The sequence below is a fragment of the Ramlibacter henchirensis genome (genome assembly GCF_004682015.1).
GTDB classification, from domain to species: domain Bacteria; phylum Pseudomonadota; class Gammaproteobacteria; order Burkholderiales; family Burkholderiaceae_C; genus Ramlibacter; species Ramlibacter henchirensis.
Genome location: NZ_SMLM01000001.1, coordinates 1,993,296 through 2,009,706, shown reverse-complemented (window position 1 = coordinate 2,009,706; position 16,411 = coordinate 1,993,296). Strand labels below are relative to the sequence as shown.

General features: G+C 68.6%; 14 protein-coding genes and 2 pseudogenes. 10 read left to right on the top strand and 6 right to left on the bottom strand.

Annotated elements, in window-relative coordinates:
• The first annotated feature begins 132 nt into the window (after window positions 1-132).
• The 3 genes from otsB to otsA all read left to right on the top strand — a co-directional run bounded on the left by otsB (window position 133) and on the right by otsA (window position 4,164).
• A complete protein-coding gene (gene otsB, locus EZ313_RS09870) occupies window positions 133-879 on the top strand; it encodes a trehalose-phosphatase (protein WP_135262989.1) in 747 nt (248 codons plus the stop codon).
• A complete protein-coding gene (locus EZ313_RS09865) occupies window positions 876-2,672 on the top strand; it encodes a glycoside hydrolase family 15 protein (protein WP_135262988.1) in 1,797 nt (598 codons plus the stop codon). The genes otsB and EZ313_RS09865 overlap by 4 nt, the downstream gene beginning before the upstream one ends.
• A gap of 88 nt (window positions 2,673-2,760) precedes the next feature.
• Window positions 2,761-4,164 carry an alpha,alpha-trehalose-phosphate synthase (UDP-forming) gene (gene otsA / locus EZ313_RS09860; protein WP_135262987.1) on the top strand — a complete coding sequence of 468 codons (1,404 nt, stop codon included), beginning with the start codon at window positions 2,761-2,763 and terminating at the stop codon, window positions 4,162-4,164.
• Window positions 4,165-4,278: 114 nt separating this feature from the next.
• Here otsA and EZ313_RS23585 read toward each other — a convergent pair.
• From EZ313_RS23585 to EZ313_RS09845, 3 genes and pseudogenes are all read right to left on the bottom strand, one after another.
• Window positions 4,279-4,409: pseudogene (locus EZ313_RS23585) on the bottom strand (fumarylacetoacetate hydrolase family protein); the annotation flags it as partial.
• A 91-nt stretch (window positions 4,410-4,500) separates the two neighbouring features.
• Window positions 4,501-5,469, bottom strand: a complete 969-nt coding sequence (locus EZ313_RS09850) for a lactonase family protein (RefSeq protein ID WP_167772556.1) — start codon at window positions 5,467-5,469, stop codon at window positions 4,501-4,503.
• A 292-nt stretch (window positions 5,470-5,761) separates the two neighbouring features.
• Window positions 5,762-6,772 (bottom strand): fumarylacetoacetate hydrolase family protein, encoded by a 1,011-nt coding sequence (locus EZ313_RS09845; protein WP_135262985.1) that lies wholly within the window; start codon window positions 6,770-6,772, stop codon window positions 5,762-5,764.
• A 107-nt stretch (window positions 6,773-6,879) separates the two neighbouring features.
• On the opposite strand from EZ313_RS09845, the gene EZ313_RS09840 reads away from it, so the two are divergent.
• The 3 genes from EZ313_RS09840 to EZ313_RS09830 all read left to right on the top strand — a co-directional run bounded on the left by EZ313_RS09840 (window position 6,880) and on the right by EZ313_RS09830 (window position 8,993).
• On the top strand, window positions 6,880-7,656 hold the full coding sequence (locus EZ313_RS09840) for an IclR family transcriptional regulator (RefSeq protein WP_135262984.1): 777 nt from the start codon (window positions 6,880-6,882) through the stop codon (window positions 7,654-7,656).
• Window positions 7,657-7,971: 315 nt separating this feature from the next.
• Window positions 7,972-8,619 (top strand): DUF3108 domain-containing protein, encoded by a 648-nt coding sequence (locus tag EZ313_RS09835; protein WP_167772555.1) that lies wholly within the window; start codon window positions 7,972-7,974, stop codon window positions 8,617-8,619.
• A 101-nt stretch (window positions 8,620-8,720) separates the two neighbouring features.
• Window positions 8,721-8,993 carry a BTH_I0359 family protein gene (locus EZ313_RS09830; protein ID WP_135262982.1) on the top strand — a complete coding sequence of 91 codons (273 nt, stop codon included), beginning with the start codon at window positions 8,721-8,723 and terminating at the stop codon, window positions 8,991-8,993.
• Window positions 8,994-9,039: 46 nt separating this feature from the next.
• Here the strand turns inward: EZ313_RS09830 and EZ313_RS09825 are convergent, their stop codons facing one another.
• A complete protein-coding gene (locus tag EZ313_RS09825; RefSeq protein WP_135262981.1) occupies window positions 9,040-10,095 on the bottom strand; it encodes an AbrB family transcriptional regulator in 1,056 nt (351 codons plus the stop codon).
• A gap of 50 nt (window positions 10,096-10,145) precedes the next feature.
• Here EZ313_RS09825 and EZ313_RS09820 point away from each other — a divergent pair, with 50 nt between their 5' ends.
• Window positions 10,146-10,904, top strand: coding sequence for a ChaN family lipoprotein (locus tag EZ313_RS09820; protein ID WP_135262980.1), 759 nt, complete (start codon window positions 10,146-10,148; stop codon window positions 10,902-10,904).
• 25 nt (window positions 10,905-10,929) lie between these two features.
• On the opposite strand, the gene aptA is transcribed toward EZ313_RS09820, so the two are convergent.
• Together aptA and EZ313_RS09810 are read right to left on the bottom strand one after the other, a co-directional pair.
• Entirely contained in the window at window positions 10,930-12,264 is a 1,335-nt protein-coding gene (aptA, locus tag EZ313_RS09815; RefSeq protein ID WP_135262979.1) for an omega-aminotransferase AptA, read from the bottom strand.
• A gap of 80 nt (window positions 12,265-12,344) precedes the next feature.
• Window positions 12,345-13,043 carry a DUF4197 domain-containing protein gene (locus EZ313_RS09810; RefSeq protein WP_135262978.1) on the bottom strand — a complete coding sequence of 233 codons (699 nt, stop codon included), beginning with the start codon at window positions 13,041-13,043 and terminating at the stop codon, window positions 12,345-12,347.
• A 92-nt stretch (window positions 13,044-13,135) separates the two neighbouring features.
• Here EZ313_RS09810 and purU point away from each other — a divergent pair, with 92 nt between their 5' ends.
• The 3 genes and pseudogenes from purU (at window position 13,136) to EZ313_RS09795 (ending at window position 16,409) form a co-directional block, all read left to right on the top strand.
• Window positions 13,136-13,984 (top strand): formyltetrahydrofolate deformylase, encoded by an 849-nt coding sequence (gene purU, locus EZ313_RS09805; RefSeq protein WP_135262977.1) that lies wholly within the window; start codon window positions 13,136-13,138, stop codon window positions 13,982-13,984.
• Window positions 13,985-14,004: 20 nt separating this feature from the next.
• Window positions 14,005-14,870: pseudogene (locus EZ313_RS09800) on the top strand (LysR substrate-binding domain-containing protein).
• Between the two features lie 45 nt (window positions 14,871-14,915).
• Window positions 14,916-16,409: an FAD-linked oxidase C-terminal domain-containing protein gene (locus EZ313_RS09795; RefSeq protein WP_135262976.1), complete on the top strand. Its 1,494-nt coding sequence runs from the start codon at window positions 14,916-14,918 to the stop codon at window positions 16,407-16,409.
• The last annotated feature ends 2 nt before the right edge of the window (window positions 16,410-16,411 follow it).

Genomic DNA, 16,411 nt, shown 5'->3' with positions numbered 1-16,411 from the left:
GGACGGAAAGCTTATTCCACCTCGAAGCCCTGACCTTCTGCGCAAGCGCATCGGGCTGTAGGAGCGCTCCTACCGCTTGAGACGGCCCGCGGGGCTGCCGTCCTCCAGCCCGCAGTGTTACGGTCGCTATCCATGAATTTCGTGGACATCCTGAGTCCGGCCTGCGCGCTGTTCCTGGACTTCGACGGCACGCTGGTGGACATAGCGCCGGAACCCGGCGCGGTGGTGGTCCCCTCCAGCCTCGTGCCCACGCTCAGCACCCTGCAGCAGTACCTCGGGGGCGCCGTGGCGGTGGTCAGCGGCCGCCCGATCCGCGAGATCGACCAGTTCCTGCACCCGCTGCACCTTCCCGTGGCCGGCGTGCATGGCGCCGAGCGGCGCGCGGCGGACGGAGCCGTCGATCTGATGCCGCCGCATCCACTCGATGCCGTAGAGCGCGCCGCCGCCGCACTCGAGGCGCGGCATCCGCAGCTGCTGGTCGAACACAAGGACCGGTCGATCGCGGTGCACTACCGGCAGGCGCCGCACCTGGAACAGGAGTGCCTCGATGCGCTGCAGGAGGCCGTCGAGCGCTCCCCCGGCCTGACGCTGCTGCGCGGCAAGATGGTCGTGGAAGCCAAGCCGGGCGGCGCCACCAAGGGCAGCGCGATCGAGGCCTTCCTGCGCGAAGGGCCGTTCGCGGGGCGCATCCCGGTCTTCGTGGGCGACGACGTCACCGACGAGGCGGGCTTCGCCGCGGTGCAGCGGCTGGGCGGCCTCGGCGTGAAGGTCGGCGAAGGCCCCACGGTCGCCTGGCAGCGCCTGCCCAACCCCGGCGCGCTGCACCTCGAATTCGAGAACGCGGTGGCCATGAAGGTCGCCCGGAAAGCTTCGGCATGAAAGCCAATACCTCGATCCAGAACCTGAACCTGGGCGTCATCGGCAACTGCGGCTTCAGCGCGCTGGTCGACGAGCGCGGCAGCATCGTCTGGTGCTGCCTTCCGCGCTTCGACGGCGACCCGGTGTTCAACGGCTTGCTGGACCCGAGCGAGAACGCTTCGTTGTGGGCCTTCGAGCTGGAGGAGTTCGAGCGCAGCGAGCACCACTACGAGCCCAACACGGCCATCCTGCACACCCGGCTCTACGACCGGCAGGGCCAGGGCATCGAGATCACCGATTTCGCGCCGCGCTTCTGGAGCCGCGGCCGCACCTTCCGGCCGCTGACGCTGATCCGGCGGGTTCGCGTGCTGGGCGGCACGCCGCGCATGCGGGTGGTGCTGCGGCCCAAGTTCGACTGGGGCCGGCACAAGCCCGACGTCACCCGCGGCAGCACCCACATCCGCTTCGTCGGCACGGCGCAGACGCTGCGCGTGAACACCGACGCGCCGATCGACTACATCCTGTCCGAGACCTTCTTCGTCGTCGACCGTCCGCTGAACTTCATCATGGGGCCGGACGAGACGCTCACCGGCGGCATCGAGGAAACCGCGCGCTCGTTCGAGCAGGACACCGCGGCCTACTGGCGCAACTGGTCGCGCGCGCTGGCGGTGCCGCTGGAGTGGCAGGACGCGGTGATCCGCGCGGCGATCACGCTGAAGATGTCGCTGTTCGAGGACACCGGCGCCATCATCGCCGCGATGACCACCAGCATCCCGGAGGCGGCCAACAGCGGACGCAACTGGGACTACCGCTACTGCTGGCTGCGCGACGCGTTCTTCGTCGTGCGGGCGCTGAACAGCATCTCCGAAGTGGCGACGATGGAGGAGTACCTGCGCTGGCTGACGAATGTCATCGTCCGCTCGCGCGGCGGCCACATCCAGCCGCTGTACGGCGTGGGGCAGGAGGAGCAGCTGCCGGAAGCGATCCTCGAGCACCTGCCCGGTTACCGCGGCATGGGCCCGGTGCGTGTGGGCAACCAGGCGGCCGAGCACTTCCAGCACGACGTGTACGGCAACATCGTGCTGGGCGCGGCCCAGGCGTTCCACGACCACCGCCTGCTGCGCCGCGCCGGCCGCGCCGAGTTCGCCTCGCTCGAAGCGGTGGGCGAGCAGGCCTTCCGCATCTACGACACGCCCGATGCCGGCATGTGGGAGCTGAGGACGCGGGCGCGCATCCACACCTCCTCGGCGCTCATGAGCTGGGCGGCATGCGACCGGCTCGCCAAGGTGGCCTCCACGCTGGGGCTGAAGGACCGTTCCAACTACTGGGCCGAGCGCGCGCACACGATCCGCGAGCGCATCCTGCGCGAGGCGTGGAACGAGCAGCGCAAGGCTTTCGCCGAAAGCTTCGGCGGCCGCGACCTCGACGCCAGCGCGCTGCTGATGGCGGAGGTGAACTTCATCGACCCGCGCGATCCGCGCTTCGTGTCGACCGTCGACGCGCTGGAGACGACGCTGTGCGACGGGCCGTACATGCGTCGCTACGAGGCCGCGGATGACTTCGGCAAGCCCGAGACCGCGTTCAACGTGTGCACCTTCTGGCGCATCGACGCGCTCGCGCGCATCGGCCGCAAGCCGCAGGCGCGCGAGATCTTCGAGGTGATGCTCAAGTGCCGCAATCCTCTGGGGCTGCTGTCCGAGGACATGCACGCCGAGACGGGAGAGATGTGGGGCAACTTCCCGCAGACCTATTCGATGGTCGGCCTGATCAACGCCGCGGTGCGCCTGTCGGCGCCCTGGGATACGGTGATTTGATGAGCGACGCACGGCCGCCCGAAGTCGCGAAGGCCCCCTCGGGGGGCAGCGCACTACACGAAGTGAGAAGCGTGGGGGCCCTGTGACCATGTCGCGGCTGGTCGTCGTCTCCAATCGTGTCGCGGACCCGCGCAAGACCGCCGCGGGCGGACTGGCCGTGGCGCTGGGCGAGGTGCTGAACAACAGCGGCGGCCTGTGGTTCGGCTGGAGCGGCAAGCTCGCCGAGGGCGATGCGGAGCCGCAGCTGAACGTGCAGCAGGCCGGGCCCGTGACGCTGGCTACGGTGGACCTCGATCGCGAGGACTACGAGGCCTACTACGTCGGCTACTCCAACGGCGTGCTCTGGCCGGTGTTCCACTACCGGCTGGACCTCGCCGACTTCGACGCGGGCTACATCGAAGGCTACCGCCGCGTGAACCAGATGTTCGCGCGCAGGCTGCTGCCGATGCTGCAGCCGGACGACGTGATCTGGGTGCACGACTACCACCTGATCCCGCTGGCCGCGGAGCTGCGCGCGCTGGGCTGCACGCAGCGCATCGGCTATTTCCTGCACATCCCGCTGCCGCCGCCGCTGATCCTGGCGGCCATTCCCGGCCACGACTGGCTGGTCAAGGGCCTGTGCTCGTACGACGTGGTCGGCTTCCAGAGCGAGGCGGACCACGAGCACTTCTGCGACTACATCCAGGCCGAGGCCAAGGCGCAACCCGCGGGCGAAGGCCGCTGGCGCGTGTTCAACCGCACCATCCATGCGGGCGCGTACCCGATCGGCATCGACGTGCAGGAGTTCAGGGGCGTCACCGAAGCGCCCGAGGCGGCCGAGATGTACGAGCGCATGAAGCGCGAATACTCGCGCCGCAAGCTGCTGGTGGGCGTGGACCGGCTGGACTACTCCAAGGGACTGCCGCAGCGCATGCGCGCCTTTCGCGAGCTGCTGCGGCGCTATCCCGAAACGCGGCAAAGCGCCACGCTGATCCAGATCGCGTCACCGAGCCGCGAGGACGTCAGCGCCTACACCGACATCCTGCACGAGCTGGAGAGCCTGTGCGGCTCGATCAACGGCAACTACGGCGAGCTGGACTGGATGCCGGTGCGCTACATGCACCGCACCGTGGCGCGCGCGCGTTTGCCCGGGCTGTACCGCGCCAGCCGCGTGGCGCTGGTGACGCCGCTGCGTGACGGCATGAACCTGGTGGCCAAGGAGTTCATCGCGGCGCAGGACCCGGAGGACCCGGGCGTGCTGGTGCTTTCGCGATTCGCCGGGGCGGCGGAACAGCTCAAGGAAGCGCTGCTGGTGAACCCGTACGACACCGAGGGCACGGCAGCGGCGATCCACCTGGCGCTGCAGATGCCGCTGGAGGAACGCCGCGAACGTCACCAGTCGCTGCTGGCGACGCTCACGCGCTACGACGTGCACTGGTGGTGCGATTCGTTCCTGCAGACGCTGGGGCAGGCGGAAGCCGAGGAGACCGGCACGCCATGGTTGCGGCTCTGATAGCCGTCATCCGCGATCGCCGTCATTCCCGCGAAGGCGGTAATCGAGTGCGTCCGCCTTCAGCGGACCACCGGGAGCCCTGGATCCCCCCTTCCCGGGGATGACGTGGACGAATCAGACCTGCGGCGGCGCGATCTTGTAGTCGATCGCACGAGGATCGTCTGGCCGTCCTGGCCCTTCATCTCGATGCGGATGGTGTCGCCGAACTTCATGAACTGGGTCGGGGACTTGCCGTCCTGGATGGTCTACTGACACGTGGCGCTACAAAGCCACTCGAGGAACGGGGTGAGCGGCAGTAGGCCCTCCCCCGCACACTGCAGCGCACCGACCTGCCTGTCAGGCGGCGAGGCTGACTACGATCAAACCTGATGGACCGGATCCGGCAGCGACCGGTATCCCGAGCGGCTCCAGTGCGCCGCTGGCTTGATTGATGGTGTAAGCGGCAATGGTATTAGCCGCCCCGTTCGCCACGTAGACGAACTTGCCCGAGGGATCCACAGTCAAAGAAGCCGGCGATGGTGTCGTGACCGCTCCCGCACTGCTCAACTCTCCTGAGTCCCCGATGACGAATGCCTCAACCTTGTTGAGATTCGGCATCGCAGCATAGGCAAAACGCCCCATCGGATCAACGGCCACGAAGAACGCGCCAACTACCGGAGCGGACCTCCCACTTCCCAATGCTCCCGTGACAGCATCGACCGGATAGATCGTCATGAAATTGAAGACATTACAGACATACGCGAAATTGCCAGTTGGCGTGATCGCAATGTCGAAGGGGTTTGGAACCGCAGGCGCGCTCTCGCGCAGGATCAATCGGAGGTTGGCCTGATCGAACTCGAACCTCAGAACGACACCATCTCCCGGAGATCCGTAATAAACGGAGGTTCCGGAAGGATGCATGGCAATGCGTGTCACCGTCGCTCCAGCATGCAGTCGGTGCTTCTCCTCCAAATCACCCGTCGCACCATCAATGCTGTAAAGCCCGATGTTTCCGATGCTGGTGGTGGACACGAAGGCAAATTGTCCGGATGGGTGAATCAGCATTTGCTCCGGTCGCGCACCTGTGCCGAACTCTCGCCGAAAGGAGAGCCCGCCGCTGTCCGCATCGAGTTCATACAGACCGATGCTGTTGGATCGCGAGTTCAGGGCATATGCAAACTTGCCGGATGGGTGGATTGCAACTGAGCTTACTTCTTGGCCAGCGGCAACTGCCGGCCCCACAGGATCGAGAGACCCGTCGACATTCAGCTGAAAGATCGATATGTCCGAGGAATCGCGGTTCGCGACGTAGAGGAACGACGGCAATGTCGCATTTGGCGCAGGCGGCGGAGCAGGAGGCGCCGGGGCGGGACCGACGGGGTCACTTCCGCCTGAACCTCCACACGCCCCCACAAGAACACCCAGCGGCAACGATGCAAGGAGACGCAGCATAGAACGTCGCATGTCATGCTTCCTTTCAAGAGCGCATGACTGTGATTGCGCGACTGAGGAGTGTGAAGTGACGTGGGGCACAGTGCCGCGACTGCCGCGGAGGCAGACGCGCTGAATGCCCGGGTTGTGGAACGAAGTTGAAGGACGCCGGAAAGGCCCTTGCGCCTCAACCCTGCGGACCCGCGATCTTCTGGTCGATCGCCCCGAAGATCGTCTGCCCGTCCCTGCCCTTCATCTCGACGCGGATGGTGTCGCCGAACTTCATGAACTCGGTCGACGGCTTGCCGTCCTGGATCGTCTCGATCGCACGCTTCTCGGCGATGCAGCTGTAGCCCTTGGGCCATTCCATCCGGCCGTTCTGCTCCACGCCCTTGTTGCTCACGGTGCCGGATCCCACGATGCTCCCGGCGCGAACGTTGCGCGTCTTGCAGATGTGGGCGATCAGCTGGCCGAAGTGGAACGTCATCTCGGGGCCGGCCTCGCACATGCCGACGCGGCGACCGTTCCAGGTCGATTGCAGCGTGAGGTGCACGCGCCCGCCCTGCCACGTGTCGCCCAGCTCGTCGAGCGTCACGGCCACCGGGCTGAAGGCCGTCGCGGGCTTGCTCTGGAAGAAGCCGAAACCCTTGGCCAGTTCGGCCGGGATCAGGTTGCGCAGGCTCACGTCGTTGGCCAGCATCACCAGGCGGATGCCCTCGAGCGCCTGGTCCGGCGTGGCGCCCATCGGCACGTCGCCGGTGACCACCGCGATCTCGGCCTCGAAGTCGATCCCGAACTCCTCGCTGGGCACGATCACGTCGTCGCAGGGGCCCAGGAAGTCGTCGCTGCCGCCCTGGTACATGAGCGGGTCGGTGTAGAAGGTCTGGGGCACTTCCGCCTTGCGCGCGGCGCGCACCAGTTCCACGTGGTTGATGTACGCGGAGCCGTCCGCCCACTGGTACGCGCGCGGCAGCGGCGCCATGCAGCGCTGCGGCTCGAACGGGAACGCGTGGCGGGCCTTGCCGCCGTTCAGCGTCTCGTACAGGTCCTGCAGTTGCGGCGCGATGAAGCCCCAGTCGTCCAGCGCCTGCTGCAGCCGGCCCGCGATGCCGGTCGCATAATGGGCCGTCGCCAGGTCGCGCGACACCACCACCAGCTGGCCGTCTCGGGAACCGTCCTTGTACGTCGCGAGCTTCATCGGGATTGCCTTTTCTTCGCGTGCTGCGCTAGAGTCGAGCCCCGACTCGGCGTTACGCATAGTGAAATGAATTTACCTAATCGAAATTCTAGCCGACGCCTTCCCGCATGAAGGAGCGCGCCGGGATCCAGTCGGTGGAGGTCGGGTTCGCGCTGCTCGACGCATTGGGCAAGGCGCCCGGGCCGCTGATGCTGCGCGACCTCGCGGCGGCCGCAGGCATGAGCGCCGCCAAGGCGCACCGCTACCTGGTGAGCTTCCAGCGCCTGCAGCTGGTGGCGCAGGACCCCGCGACCACGCGCTACGACCTCGGACCGGCGGCGCTCAAGCTCGGTCTGGCTTCCCTCTCGCGGCTGGATGCGGTCAAGCTGGCGCGCGTGCGTGTCACGGCGCTGATGGAGCGAATCGGCCACACGCTGGCGCTGGCGGTGTGGGGCAACCACGGCCCGACCATCGTGCATTGGGAGGAGTCGCCGTCAGCCGTGACGGTGAACCTGCGTTTGGGGGATGTGATGCCCCTGCTCTCCTCCGCCACCGGCCGCTGCTTCGCGGCCTACGCCTCGCGCGAGGCGATCCTGCCCATGCTGCGGGAGGAGCTCTCGCGCGCGCAGAAGCAGGGCCGAAGCGACGTGCCCGCCAGCATGGCGCAGGTTCGCGCGATGCTCGACGAAGTGCGCGCGCGCGGCGCGGCGCGGGTGGTCGATGTGCTGCTGCCCGGCATCGTGGGCTTCTGCGTGCCGGTGTTCGACGCCGACGGCCACATGGCCCTGGGCATCGTCGCCCTGGGTCCCACCGGCACGTTCGATCCCGAATGGGACGGCACGGTGCACGGCGCGCTGCGCGAGGCGGCGGCGCAGCTGTCCAGCGACCTGGGCTGGCGCGGATGAGTGTGCGGCCGGGCGTTCCGCCGCGGCCGCTGCTGGTCCTGTCTGTCGTGGTGCTGGTGCTGCACGGGCTGTTGCTGAAGGCGGGACCCGGGACGTTCGCGTGGATGGAAGCGCGCCGGGCCGGTCAGCTTGCGCGTGCTGGCTATGGCGGAGATGCAAGCGCCAGAGGAGCGGGCGCAGGAGTCGCCTGACGCACCGCCTGCGAAACCCAGGGTCGAGCGAGGCACGAGGCCTCGCGCCCTTTCGCCGGCCGCATCGCCCCGAAGTGACACGAAAGCGCAGGCGACTCCGGATGCCGCTGCCCGCAACGCCCCGTTGCCCCCCGTCGCCATCCCCGGCATGGCTCACTGGCACTACACCGTCGCCGCCCTCCACCGCGGCATGCTGATCACGGGGCGCGCCGAGCTCGCCTGGTGGCACGACGGCGCGCAGTACGAAGCTTCGCTGCGCGTGGACGCGCCTCCCCTGCCCGCCCGCGTCCAGCGCAGCATCGGCACGCTTCACCCGCAGGGCCTGGCGCCGTTGCGCTTCTCCGACCGGCTTCGCAGCGAAGAGGCCGCGCACTTCGACCGCGAACGCGGCCGCGTCGTGTTCAGCAGCCAGGCCGCCGCGTCGCCGCTTCATCCGGGCGCCCAGGACCGCCTGAGCGTGCTGCTGCAACTGGCCGCGCTGCTGCCGGCCCGGCCGCAGGGCTGGTCGGCCGGCGACACGCTCGTGGTGCAGACGGCCACCACGCGTGAGGCGCAGGACTGGCGGTTCACCGTGGAAGGTCCCGAAAACCTCTCGCTGCCGGGCGGCGTCACGGCAGCGCTCAAGGTGACGCGGGAGCCCCAGCGCGAATGGGATCCGCGCCTCGAACTCTGGTTCGTCCGCGGGGCGGATTACGGTCTCGTGCGCCTGCGTCTGACACCGCCGAATGGCGAATGGCTCGACATGCAGTGGTCCGGCACCGACAAAGGCTGAGCCAGCCAGTGCCTACTCTGGAGGCCATGCAAACCGCGGACGCGTACGGGTCGCCTTGAAACAGCTCAGGACGCTGCCATCTGGTGCCAAAGGATCCAACCATGCAAATGCTCTATGACTCCGACTCGTTCGTCGTCGTGCACATGCAGGCGAACGAGCCCGCCGAAGGCGATCCGCCGCCCCGCATCGTGCGCCATGGCTTCGAGATCGTCGACAAGCGCACCAACAAGGAGGTCTACCTGGACGGCTCCTGGGCCGAGGCATTCCAGCGCCAGATCAACGCCTGGCAGCTGAACACCCCGACGCAGGAAGAAGTCGAGGAAACGCTGGACGGCTACGCCGAACTGGCGCAGAACCCCCTGGTGATGCACTGACCCGACAGCGGGCCGGCCCAGCCGGCCTTTTTTTTTGCGGCCGCCTTCAGCGCAGCCAACCCCATCGGTGGAGCGGCTCCACCAGCATCAGCACCGCCACCAGCCGGCAGACCTGGAAGGCGGTCACCACCGGCACCCCCAGCTGGAGCACCTTGGCCGTGATGGCCATCTCCGCGATTCCGCCCGGCGACGTTCCCAGCACCAGGGTCGCGGCGCTCAGTCCCGTGGCCCAGGCCAGCAGGGCCGCGAAACCCACGCACAACGCGATCATCCCCAGCGTTCCGACCGCGACCGCCGCCAGCCAGCGCGGCGCGGTGTGCAGGAACTCGGCGCGAAAGCGCACGCCCAGGCTCACGCCGATGATGAGCTGGGCCGCGTTGGTCAGGGCCTGCGGCATGGCCGAGAGTTCGAGGCCGGCCATGGTCAGGCCCATCGCCACCGCCAGCGCGCCCAGGAACCAGGGATTGGCGCGGCGTGTGCGCGAGAGCAGCCAGGCTCCCGCCGCGGTGGCGAGCAGGAGCACGGCCAGCCCCGGCAGGCGCACGTCCCGCGCGCCGGGCAGGCTGGGATCGGTGCCGTGCAGCCCGGTCCAGGTGAACGCCACCGGCAGGATCACCGTGACCAGCAGCAGCCGCAGGCTGTGCGCCGCCGCGACCAGGTCGGTGCGGGCGCCGGCGCGCTCGGCCAGCAGCGTCATCTCCGAAGCGCCGCCGATCGCGCCGGCGAAGTAGCTGGTCGCGCGCCGCTCGGAGGCGCTGCCCGGCATCCGGTCGCGCACGACGCGCTGCAGCCAGTGGCCGAAACCCCAGCCCAGCAGCAGCGCCCACACGATCGCCAGCAGGATCGCCCACCACAGCTGCAGGACCAGCGCCGTGACTTGCGGCGTGAAGTACAGGCCCAGCGCGGCGCCGATCGCCCACTGGGCTGCGTTGCGCGCGGGTGTCCAGCTCTGCGTGGGCGCGCCCATGAGCGAGAGCGCCGAGGTGGCGATCAGCGGCCCCAGCATCCAGGGCAGCGGCGTCTTCAGCCAGACGCACAGCAGCGCGGCGGCCAGCGCGGCGGCCAGCGTCGCTGCGGCGCGCATGAAAAGTCGGGCATCCATCGGTGGGGAATGCGGGCCCGCGAAGCGCGGCCGCAGCTTAGTATCGCCCGATGCGCACCGCCCTCACCGCCGCGGCGCTCGCCGCGCTGGCCGCCGTTGTCAACCTGTCAGGTTGCGCGTCGGGGGCGCCGGCCGCCGACGCGCTGTCGGGAGCCGACGTGGTGCTGCTGGGCGAACGCCACGATGACGCGGGGCATCAGCGCCACCACCGGGACATCGTGCAGTCGCTCGCTGCGCGCGGTCGCCTGGCCGCGCTCGCGATCGAGATGGCCGAACAGGGCCGAAGCACCGCCGGCCTTCCGCGCAACGCCGAGGAAGGCGAAGTCCGCGCGGCGCTGAACTGGAACGAGGACGCCTGGCCCTGGCGTGCTTACGGTCCTGCGGTGATGGCAGCGGTGACCGCCGGCGTTCCGGTGCTCGGCGCCAACCTGCCGCGCGATCGCATGCGCGAGGCCATGGGCGATGCCTCGCTCGACGACACCCTGGACGCGACGACGCTGGCCGCGCAGCGCGAAGCGATCCGCACCGGGCACTGCGACCTGCTGCCGCAGCAGCAACTCGCGCCGATGACGCGGGTGCAGATCGCGCGCGACCGCGCGATGGCGCAGACGCTGGTGCGGGCCGCGGTGCCCGGCCGCTCGGTGCTGTTGGTCGCCGGGGCCGGCCATGTGTCACCCGATCTCGGCGTGCCGCGGCACCTGCCGCCCGCTCTGGCCGTCAAACCGCTGGTGCTGCCGCCCAGCGGGCCGGCCGGTGCGTCCGCGCCGGACTACTGCGCGGAGCTGCGCGAGCGCATGCAGCGCCGCTGAGGCGCCCGCGCGCAAGCCCACCCGATCAGGCGTGGCGCTTGACCGAGTCGGCCAGCGTGTTCACCAGCTGGTCGATGTGCGACTTCTCCACGATGTAGGGCGGTGCGATCACCAGCACGTCGCCGGCCGGCCGCACCAGCGCGCCCTTGTGGAAGCAGTCGATGAAGATGTCGTACGCACGCTTGCCCGGCGAACCGGCGATGGGCGCCAGCTCCACCGCGGCGGCCAGGCCCAGGCTGCGGATGCCGATCACGTTCGGCAGGCCCTTGAAGGTGGAATGGAAGGCGTCGCCCAGCACCTTGCCCATCTCGCCGGCGCGCGCGAACAGGTTCTCCTGCTGGAACAGCTCGAGCGTCGCGATCGCCGCCGCGCAGGCCACCGGGTGGCCCGAATAGGTGTAGCCGTGGAAGAACTCGACGACGTGCTCGGGCGCGTCGGTCTTCATCATCGCGTCGTAGATCCTGTCGCGGCAGATCACGCCGCCCAGCGGGATCACGCCGTTGGTGACGCACTTGGCGAAGTTCAGCATGTCGGGCACCACGCCGTAGAAGTCGGCCCCGAAGTTCGTGCCCATGCGGCCGAAGCCGGTGATGACCTCGTCGAAGATCAGCAGGATGCCGTGCTTGTCGCAGATCTCGCGCAGGCGCTTCAGGTAGCCCTTGGGCGGCAGGTACCAGCCGGCCGAACCGGCCACCGGCTCCACGATGATGGCCGCCACGTTGCTCGGGTCGTGCAGCGGCAGGATGCGCTGCTCCAGCTCCAGCAGCGGGTCTTCCTTCCACTCCGGTTCCTGGTTATGGATCCAGGCGTTGTTCACCGGGTCGTGGATGAACCGCATGTGGTCCACCCGCGGCAGCAGCGAGGTGCCGAACACCTTGCGGTTGGCCGGGATGCCGCCCACGCTCATGCCGCCGAAGCCCACGCCGTGGTAGCCGCGCTCGCGGCCGATGAACACGTTGCGGTGACCCTCGCCGCGCGCGCGGTGGTAGGCCAGCGCCACCTTCATCGACGTGTCGGCCGCCTCCGAACCGGAGTTGCAGAACAGCACCTTGTTGAGGTCGCCCGGCGCCATCGCCGCGATCATTTCGGCGGCCTTGAAGGCCTTGTCGTTCGAGGCCTGGAACGCGGTGGCGTAGTCCAGCGTGTCCAGCTGCTGCTTGATCGCCTCGTTGATGGGCTTGCGGTTGTGGCCGGCGCCCACGCACCACAGGCTGGAGATGCCGTCGATGACCTTGCGTCCGTCGTGCGTGGTGAAGTGCATGCCGTCGGCGCCGACGAACACGCGGGGGTCCTTGCGGAAGCTGCGGTTCGGCGTGAACGGCAGCCACTGGTTGTCCATGTTGAAGTCGTTGTAGGCCATGGGGCGGGCTCTCCTTCGGGTGTCGAAAGCTGATTTTGCGCTGAATGCGAGCGCGACGGCGGGCACCGGCCCGGGCGGGCCTACTTCAGCGCGCCGAACACCTTGCGCAGGATGGCACTGCCGGCGCCGAGCGGGTCCTGGCGCAGCTTCTTCTCCTCTTCCCCGATCACGAGGTAGAGGCCATCGAGCGCCTTGCGCGTCACGTACTGGTCGATGCTCGCGTCTTCGGCCTTCAGCAGCCCGAAGCCGGCGGCCTTGCCGGCCAGACGGTCGTACTTGGCCGCGAGGCCGACCTTGGAAGTCGCCTGCTTCACCACGGGCAGGAACTGGCCCGACAGCGGGTTGCGGGTCCTGTCCTCGAAGAACATCGTCACCGACGTGTCGCCCCCGGTCAGGATGTTCTTGGCGTCCGCGACGGACATGGTGCGGACGGCATTCACCAGCAGGTTCTTCGCCAGCGGCACCGCGTTCTCGGCCGCCCGGTTGATCGTCACTTCCAGTTCGTCGATCTGGCGCCCCTGGCCCATGGCCCGCAGCAGGCGCGACGCGTCCTGCAACGCGCTGGGCAGCGGGATGCGCACCTTGGGATTGGCGAGGAAGCCGTCCCGCACGCCGAGCAGGCGCACCGCGGTCAGCGCGCCCTGCTCCAGGGCCGTCTTCAGGCCGCGGTTGGCCTCGGCATCCGACAAGGAGGCCAGGCCGCCGGCCTGTGCGGGCCGGGCCAGCATCAACGCGACCGGAGTGGAAAGAAGGGCGAGGGAAAAACCGCGTCGGTACATGGGGGACGGAACGGAACAACGGGAACCCGATGATGCCCCGCCGCGGTGAACGGGGCAATGCGCCGGATGTGTTTGCGACAATCGCCGCTCCCATGAAGCACGCCTACATCCTCACGCTCTCCTGCCCCGACCGCCCGGGCATCGTGCACGCCGTCTCCGGATTCCTGTTCGAGCGCGGCGGCAACATCGAGGAGGCGGCGCAGTACAACGACCCGGACACCGGGCTGTTCTTCATGCGGGTGCAGTTCGCCTGCGACCAGCTCACCTTCGAAGACCTGCAGGCGCAGCTGCGCTTCTTCGGCGAGCCTTTCCGCATGGCCTGGAAGCTGCACGCCACGCGCCAGCCGATGCGCACCGTGATCCTGGTCAGCAAGGAAGGCCATTGCCTGAACGACCTGCTGTTCCGCTGGCGCAGCGGCCTGCTGCCGGTGGAGATCGCGGCCATCATCTCCAACCACCGGGACTTCTACCAGCTGGCCGCCAGCTACAACGTGCCGTTCCACCACGTCCCGGTGAGCTCCGCCACCAAGCCGCAGGCCGAGTCGCGCCTGTTCGAGATCATCGAGAGCGAGCGCGCCGAACTCGTGGTGCTGGCCCGCTACATGCAAATCCTCTCCAACGAGCTGTGCTCCAGGCTGGCGGGCCGCGCCATCAACATCCACCACAGCTTCCTGCCGAGCTTCAAGGGCGCCAAGCCGTACTACCAGGCGCACGACCGCGGCGTGAAGCTCATCGGTGCGACCGCGCATTACGTGACTGCCGATCTGGATGAAGGACCGATCATCGAACAGGATGTGGCGCGTGTTGATCATGCACACACCGTCGAAGACCTCACCGCGGTCGGCCGCGACACCGAGAGCCAGGTCCTGGCCCGCGCGGTGAAATGGCACGGCGAACACCGCGTCCTGCTCAACGGACACAAGACCGTCATCTTCCGCTGAGCCGGGGCAAGAGGCCCAACCTGTCCCATCGGATTCCGCCGGTCCAGTGCCTGCTCACCTTCGAGGCGCTGGCGCGGCTGCGGTCCGTGACGCTGGCGGCCGACGAACTGTTCGTCACGCCCAGCGCGGTCAGCCACCGCGTGCGCCAGCTGGAAGAGATGCTGGGCACCAAGCTGTTCGGCCGCACCGACTTTTCGCTCACCACCGAGGGCACCGAATACCTGGGCCATGTGCGGGAGGGACTCGCAAGTCTGGAGCGCTTTCCCGGCCGCGACGCCGCACAAGGCGATCGCAAGCTGCGCGTTTCCGTCACGCCCACCTTCTCCCGCTCGATCCTGATGCCGCGGCTGCGCGGCTTCATCGAGACGTATCCGGAGATCGACCTCACGCTGCAGGTCTCGATCCCGCTGCTGGACGTCGCGGAGGACGCCGACCTGATGATCCGCTTCGGCACCGGCCGCTACGCGGACGTCGAGCACGTCTGCCTGCTGACCGACGAGGTCACGCCGCTGGCTTCGCCCCTGTTCCTGCGCGAGCATGGCCCGTTCGACACGATGCAGGAGCTGCGCGCGGCCAAGCTGATCAAGAGCCCGCTCGAACCCTGGCGAACCTGGTTCCTGGCCCACGGGCTCGATGCCGTGGAACCGCCGAAGGGTCTTCCTTCAACGACATCGGCCTGATGTGCGACGCCGCGGCGCAGGGGCTGGGCATCGCCCTCGTGCGGCTGAAGCTCGGCCAGCCTTGGCTGGAAACCGGCGCACTGGTGCGCCTGTACGACCGCAACGTGCCCAGCCCGCACGCCCACTATCTCTGCTGGCGCACCGGCACGATGGACCGCTGGGAGTGCGCCGCGTTCGCCGACTGGCTCAAGGCCAGCCTGCGCTGACCCGCGCCGAAGCGGCTGCGCGGCGCGCCGTCGCACAATCGGGCCATGAACGCGCCGCTCGCCCCCGAAATCGCTTCACAGGCCGCGCTGCTCGAGCAGCTGCTGCCGGCGCTGCGCGCCGTGCTGCCGCAGCACGCGCTGCTCTGGCATGCCGAGGAGACGCGGCCCTATGAATGCGACGGTCTCACCGCCTACCGGGAGCGCCCGCTCGCCGTGGCGCTGCCCGAGACCGAAGAGCAGGTGCAAGGCGTGCTGCGCGTGTGCCACCGCCTGGGCGTGCCGGTGGTGGCGCGCGGGGCGGGCACCGGGCTCTCGGGCGGGGCGATGCCGAACAAGGTGGGCGTCACGCTCTCGCTCGCCAAGTTCAACCGCATCCTCGCGGTCGATCCCGTCAGCCGCACGGCGCGCGTGCAGTGCGGCGTGCGCAACCTGGCCATCAGCGAAGCGGCGGGCTCGTTCGGCCTGTACTACGCACCCGATCCTTCCAGCCAGATCGCCTGCACCATCGGCGGCAACGTGGCGGAGAACTCGGGCGGCGTGCACTGCCTCAAGTACGGCCTGACGCTGCACAACGTGCTGCAGGTGCGTGGCTTCACCGCGGACGGCGAGCCGGTGGTGTTCGGCAGCGAGGCTCTGGACACCGCGGGCTACGACCTGCTCAGCGTGATCGTGGGCAGCGAAGGCATGCTGGCCGTCACCACCGAGGTCACGGTGAAGCTGGTGCCCAAGCCGCTGCTGGCGCGCTGCATCATGGCCAGCTTCGACGACATCCGCAAAGCGGGCGACGCAGTGGCGGCCGTCATCGCGGCCGGCATCATCCCGGCCGGCCTGGAGATGATGGACAAGCCGATGACCGCCGCGGTGGAGGACTTCGTCCACGCCGGCTACGACCTCTCCGCCGAGGCCATCCTGCTGTGCGAGAGCGACGGAACGCCGGAGGAAGTGGAAGAGGAGATCGGCCGCATGAGCGAAGTGCTGCGCGCCGCGGGCGCCACCGCCATCGCGGTCAGCCGCGACGAAGCCGAGCGGCTGCGTTTCTGGAGCGGGCGCAAGAACGCCTTCCCCGCCTCCGGCCGCATCAGCCCCGACTACATGTGCATGGACTCGACCATCCCGCGCAAACGGCTGGCGGACATCCTGCTGGCGATCCAGGCCATGGAGAAGAAGTACGGGCTGCGCTGCGCCAACGTGTTCCACGCGGGCGACGGCAACCTGCACCCGCTGATCCTGTTCGATGCCAACGATGCGGACCAGCTGCACCGCTGCGAGCTGTTCGGCGCCGACATCCTGGAGACCAGCGTTGCCATGGGCGGCACGGTCACCGGGGAGCACGGCGTGGGCGTGGAGAAGCTCAACTCCATGTGCGTGCAGTTCAGCCCCGAGGAGCGCGAGCAGATGTTCGGCGTCAAGCGCGCGTTCGATGCGCGCGGCCTGCTCAATCCCGGCAAGGTGATCCCGACGCTGACGCGCTGCGCCGAGTACGGCAAGGTGCTGGTGCGGGGCGGCCGCCTGGCCCACCCCGACTTGCCGCGCTTCTAGTC